The organism is Aeromicrobium sp. (genome assembly GCF_036675695.1).
In the GTDB taxonomy this organism is placed as follows: Bacteria; Actinomycetota; Actinomycetes; order Propionibacteriales; family Nocardioidaceae; genus Aeromicrobium.
In genome coordinates this window covers 1-5325 of sequence record NZ_JAKFEL010000097.1, presented here as the reverse complement: position 1 = coordinate 5325, position 5325 = coordinate 1, and the positions used below count along the sequence as shown (strand labels likewise).

The window sequence follows — 5325 nt, the reverse complement described above, 5'->3', positions numbered from 1 at the left end:
CGGTAACCTGAACGTTATGCCTGACAAGCCCTGGGTGATGCGCACCTACGCCGGACACAGCTCGGCGACCGAGTCCAATGCGCTCTACCGACGCAACCTCGCGAAGGGTCAGACCGGTCTCTCGGTGGCCTTCGACCTGCCCACGCAGACCGGCTACGACCCTGACCACGAGCTCAGTCGTGGCGAGGTCGGCAAGGTCGGTGTGCCGATCCCGCACCTCGGCGCGATGCGCCAGCTGTTCAAGGACATCCCGCTCGACACCATGAACACGTCGATGACGATCAACGCCACCGCGATGTGGCTGCTCGCGATGTACGAGGTCGCTGCGGAGGAGCAGGGCGTCGACCCCGCCCAGCTTTCGGGCACGACCCAGAACGACATCATCAAGGAATACCTTTCGCGCGGCACGTACGTCTTCGGTCCCGCACCGTCGCTGCGTCTGACGACCGACATGATCGCCTACACGGTCAGCACGATCCCGAAGTGGAACCCGCTCAACATCTGCAGCTATCACCTGCAGGAAGCCGGCGCGACTCCGACGCAGGAGCTGGCATACGCCCTGACGACCGCAATCGCCGTCCTCGACGCCGTACGTGATTCGGGCCAGGTGCCGCCCGAGGAGTTCGAGGCCGTCGTCGGACGCATCTCGTTCTTCGTCAACGCAGGCGTGCGGTTCATCGAAGAGATGTGCAAGATGCGCGCGTTCGGTCGGCTCTGGGAGGAGATCACCCGTGAGCGCTACGGAGTGACCGACCCCAAGATGCGCCGCCTTCGCTACGGCGTGCAGGTCAACTCGCTCGGCCTGACCGAAGCGCAGCCCGAGAACAATGTCCAGCGCATCGTGCTCGAAATGCTCGGTGTGACGCTGAGCAAGGACGCCCGCGCCCGCGCCGTACAGCTTCCGGCGTGGAACGAGGCGCTCGGTCTGCCGCGTCCATGGGATCAGCAGTGGTCGCTGCGTCTCCAGCAGGTGCTTGCCTTCGAGTCGGACCTCCTGGAGTACGACGACATCTTCGAAGGCTCGGTCGTGATCGAGGCCAAGGTTGCCGAGCTCGTCGCCGGTGCCAAGGAAGAGATCGACCGCGTCCAGGCGATGGGCGGTGCCGTTGCTGCCGTCGAGTCGGGCTACATGAAGCAGGCGCTGGTCGGTTCGCACGCTGAGCGTCGCGCCCGTATCGAGTCGGGCGAGATGAAGGTTGTCGGCGTCAACGCATACACCGAGACCGAACCGTCGCCACTGACTGAGGACCTCGACGCCGCGATCATGACGTCAGATCCCGAAGCTGAAGCCAACGCCATTGCCGATGTGATCGCGTGGCGCGCGCAGCGCGACCAGGGAGCCGTCGATGAGGCACTGGATCGCCTTCGTGCCGAGGCCAAGACCGAGACCAACCTCATGGAAGCAACGCTCGCGGCTGTACGCGCTGGAGCAACTGTGGGCGAGTGGGCCGGCGCACTGCGTGAGGTGTTCGGCGAGTACCGCGCACCCACCGGTGTCAGCGGTGTCGTGGGCGTTGCCGATTCAGGCAAGGAGCTCACCGCCGTACGCGAGAAGGTCAAGAAGACGGGGGAGGAGCTCGGCACCCGTCTGCGCTTCCTCGTCGGCAAGCCAGGACTCGATGGGCACTCCAACGGTGCTGAGCAGATCGCCGTACGCGCGCGCGATGCCGGCTTCGAGGTCATCTACCAGGGCATCCGTCTCACACCCGCTCAGATCGTCGCTGCGGCCATCGCAGAGGACGTCCACTGTGTCGGCCTGTCGATCCTGTCCGGCTCGCACATGGAACTCGTGCCCGAGGTGCAGAAGGCCATGGCCGAGGGCGGTATCGGAGACGTGCCCCTGATCGTCGGCGGCATCATTCCCGAGTCAGACGCCCGCAAGATGGAGGTCGCCGGTGTTGCCGCGGTGTTCACGCCGAAGGACTTCGGCATGACGGCCATCATGGATCGCATCGTCGACGAGATCCGCAAGGCCAACCACCTCAGCGACTAGTTGAGGTGGCGGTAGTCCTTCGGAAGTCCACCGCTGGCGTTGACGTCCTTCGCGAGATCCTGCAGAGCCATCAGCGCGACTGATTGGCTGAACGGGCCGTACGACACGCGCGCGACGCCCAGCTCCTGCATACGGGGGAGTGCCACCGAGCCGGGCGCACCGATCAACGTGAGCTTCTGCGGGCCCCATACGTCCACGATTGCCTTGATGTCGTCCTCCGACACCGCGCCAGGGACGAACACAACCGGGGCGCCAGCGGCGAGATAGGACGAGCCGCGCTCGATGGCATCAGCGAGTACTTCAGCGTGGGGGCGGTCGCCGGCGCGGAGGAAGGCATCCGTACGCGCGTTGAGGACGAACTCGACGCCCTCGGCCTGAGCAGCAGCGATCACTGCCTCGACGACGGCGACGGACTCGGCGAGGGGCTTCATCTGGTCCTCGATGTTGGCACCGACGGCACCAACGCCGATCGCCTTGCGCGTGGTCTCGCCGGCATTGCCGTAGCCCGCTTCGAGGTCCGCCGTGACGGGAAGCTCCGTGGCAGCCACGATGCGGCCGACAGCGGCGATCATCAGGTCGACGGGGATGTTCTCGCCGTCCTCGTACCCGTGCGCGACGGCGATCGAGTGGCTGGCTGTGGCAAGTGCCTGGGTGCCCTCGACCTCGGCCACGATCTTGGCGCTGATCGCGTCCCAGACGTTGACGACGGTGAGAAGTTTCGGGTTGGAGTGAAGGGCGAGAAGTGTGGTGGCCTGTTCGGCGACGTTGGTCATACGGGAAGGCTAGCCAGTCCTTCGTGGAACCCAAGCGGGCCTGTGCCCTAGGCTCGAACTGCCGTTAGGCAGCGATCTTGACCCGGTCCTTCTTCTTGACCTTGACGAGCTTGCGCTTCTTGACGGTGTAGCCCTCGGGAAGAGTCCCCTTCTTCATCATCTGGATGGGGCAGCGCTTGCAGGCAGGCTTGTCGCTGCAGCACTTGCTCTTGGGCTTCGGAGGCACATTGCTATCGTACAACGTGTAGGTGAGGCTCGCCTTACTCGCCAGCCTTATCCAGAACAGGGAGACATTGCTCATGGCAGCACCAGCGTTCGTCAAACAGCTCAACGAGCAGCTCGGCAACGAGTTCGGAGCCCATCAGCAATACATCGCGATCGCGACGTACTTCGACGCGCAGACGATGCCGCAGATGGCTGCGCTGTTCTACCAGCAGGCCATCGAGGAGCGCGACCACGCCATGATGATGGTGCGCTACCTCCTGGACGCCGATGAGCAAGTCACCATCCCGGCCCTCGATGCCCCGCGGGCGGACTTCAAGAACGTGATCGAGCCGGTGGCTGCCGCTCTCGAGCAGGAGAAGCGCGTCACTGAGCAGATCAACGATCTGACCCGGATCGCTCGCGAGAACAACGACTACGCCTCGGACCAGTTCATGCAGTGGTTCATCAAGGAACAGGTTGAGGAAGTCTCCAAGATGAGCGATCTGCTGGCGGTCGTGACGCGCTCCAAGGACGACTACGAGCGCATCGAGGACTGGGTTGCCCGCGAGGACAAGAACGAAGGCAACGACCCGACTGCCCCGGCCATCGCCGGTGCGTAAAGCACTGGTTGCTGTCGCGCTGCTGCTCGCAGCGGGTGGCTGCAACAACGGCGAGGACGACCAGCCCGGTACGTCGACTGACCTCGCCATCACGGTGATTGCTGACGAGGGCGCCGAGCCGGTCGAGATGCACCTGACGTGCGACCCGCCCGGTGGCGACCATCCGCAGCCTGCGGAGGCCTGCGCGAAGATCAAGGATGCCGGGCTCAACGTGTTCCAACCGATCCCCAAGGATCAGGCCTGCACGATGATCTTCGGCGGCCCGCAGACCGCGACGATCGCTGGTACCTACAAAGGCGCGCACGTAGAGGCGTCGTTCAACCGCAGCAATGGCTGCGAGATCGACCGCTGGGAAAAGCTCGGCACAACAGTCTTCGACGTGCCTCTTCAATGAAAGGCGCGCGCCTCGTACCTCGCCGCTGCCGGACTTCGTCCGGGCGCCCTGCCCTCGCTTCGCTCGGGCCCACAGCTCGCCTTGGCAGCTAGAACAGTCTGAGCGAGGGGTCGTCGATGCCTCGAAGGGCGTCATAGTCGACGACAACGCACTCGATGCCACGGTCCTGGGCCAATGTGCGGGCCTGCGGCTTGATCTCCTGGGCCGCGAAGATCCCGCGCACTGGCCGCAGGGCCGGATCGCGGTTCATCAGCTCGAGATAGCGGGTGAGCTGCTCGACGCCGTCGATGTCACCGCGGCGCTTGATCTCGACGGCGACAGAGGCGCCGCCCCCGTCCTTGCAGAGCAGGTCGACCGGGCCGATCGCCGTCATGAACTCGCGTCGTACGAGGCTCATTCCTTCGCCCAGGGCGACGGTGTGCTCGGCGAGGAGCTCCTGCAGGTGCTTCTCGACGCCGTCCTTCTGCAGTCCGGGATCGATTCCGAGCTCGTGCGCGGAGTCATGCAGGATCTCTTCGATCGTGATGCGCAGGGTGTCGTCGGTCTTGCCAGCGGTGACGGTCCATTCGATGCCGCCGTCGTCGCCGGTGCCTTCACGCAGCGTGCACGGCGGGCTCATCCAGTTGAGTGGCTTGTAGGACCCACCGTCGGAGTGAATCAGCACTGAGCCGTCGTTCTTGACCATGATCAGACGTGTGGCGAGTGGGAGGTGGGCGGCGAGGCGGCCGGCATAGTCGACCTGGCACCGGGCGATGACGAGACGCATGTCAGTTCCTGATCAGTGTGCCGAGCTTGAACGCCAGCGTGACGCCAACGATCGAGCCGGCGGTGGTGATGCCGTCGTCACCCTTGAGTGCCACGGTCTCGCCGTCAACGGAGTATGTACCGACCCGGAAGTCCTTGATGCCCTGGTAGTCCTCGACAAAAGTGCCGTCGTCGTTGAAGTGCACGGTCCACTCGGCTGCCTCGTCGGACCAGGTGCCGACGAGGTCGGCCTTGTCGGGTGTCGCAGAGGTCGAAGGTGATGCGGATTCGGAGGTGCTGGGGGAGGCCCCTGGTTCGGCCTTGTTGCCGGAGTCATTGCACCCGGAAACAGCCAGCAAAGCGGTCACAGCCACGCTTGTGGCAAGTGTCATACGCAGATTCATCCATCTCCCCTGTGAGTCACGTTAGTCTGTCACGACCCTCTTATTACTCAGGAGTAGCCATGCAGGAGATCGTCGACCAACTGGCCGGAAGCGACCGAAACGCCGAGATCGCGCGCACGCTGCTGCTGCCGTACCTCAACCACGCCGCCACGATGTACGAGAGTGGCTACGCCACCAGCGACGACATCGACGC

General features: G+C 64.4%; 7 protein-coding genes. 3 read left to right on the top strand and 4 right to left on the bottom strand.

From position 1 onward, the window contains the following. Positions 1-37: 37 nt before the first annotated feature. Entirely contained in the window at positions 38-1993 is a 1956-nt protein-coding gene (locus V6M39_RS06315; protein WP_332642906.1) for a protein meaA, read from the top strand. Here V6M39_RS06315 and V6M39_RS06310 read toward each other — a convergent pair. Beyond that, a complete protein-coding gene (locus V6M39_RS06310) occupies positions 1990-2766 on the bottom strand; it encodes an isocitrate lyase/PEP mutase family protein (protein WP_332642905.1) in 777 nt (258 codons plus the stop codon). The genes V6M39_RS06315 and V6M39_RS06310 overlap by 4 nt on opposite strands. Before the next feature lie 64 nt (positions 2767-2830). After that, positions 2831-2992 carry a hypothetical protein gene (locus tag V6M39_RS06305; protein ID WP_332642904.1) on the bottom strand — a complete coding sequence of 54 codons (162 nt, stop codon included), beginning with the start codon at positions 2990-2992 and terminating at the stop codon, positions 2831-2833. Between the two features lie 73 nt (positions 2993-3065). Here V6M39_RS06305 and V6M39_RS06300 point away from each other — a divergent pair, with 73 nt between their 5' ends. Beyond that, positions 3066-3590: a ferritin gene (locus V6M39_RS06300; protein ID WP_332642903.1), complete on the top strand. Its 525-nt coding sequence runs from the start codon at positions 3066-3068 to the stop codon at positions 3588-3590. Beyond that, positions 3583-3984, top strand: a complete 402-nt coding sequence (locus V6M39_RS06295; RefSeq protein ID WP_332642902.1) for an SSI family serine proteinase inhibitor — start codon at positions 3583-3585, stop codon at positions 3982-3984. Before V6M39_RS06300 ends, V6M39_RS06295 begins: the two co-directional genes overlap by 8 nt. A gap of 88 nt (positions 3985-4072) precedes the next feature. On the opposite strand, the gene nucS is transcribed toward V6M39_RS06295, so the two are convergent. Together nucS and V6M39_RS06285 are read right to left on the bottom strand one after the other, a co-directional pair. Continuing rightward, positions 4073-4750 carry an endonuclease NucS gene (nucS, locus tag V6M39_RS06290; RefSeq protein ID WP_332642901.1) on the bottom strand — a complete coding sequence of 226 codons (678 nt, stop codon included), beginning with the start codon at positions 4748-4750 and terminating at the stop codon, positions 4073-4075. Between the two features lies 1 nt (position 4751). Next, on the bottom strand, positions 4752-5120 hold the full coding sequence (locus tag V6M39_RS06285) for a hypothetical protein (RefSeq protein WP_332642900.1): 369 nt from the start codon (positions 5118-5120) through the stop codon (positions 4752-4754). Positions 5121-5325 lie beyond the last annotated feature (205 nt).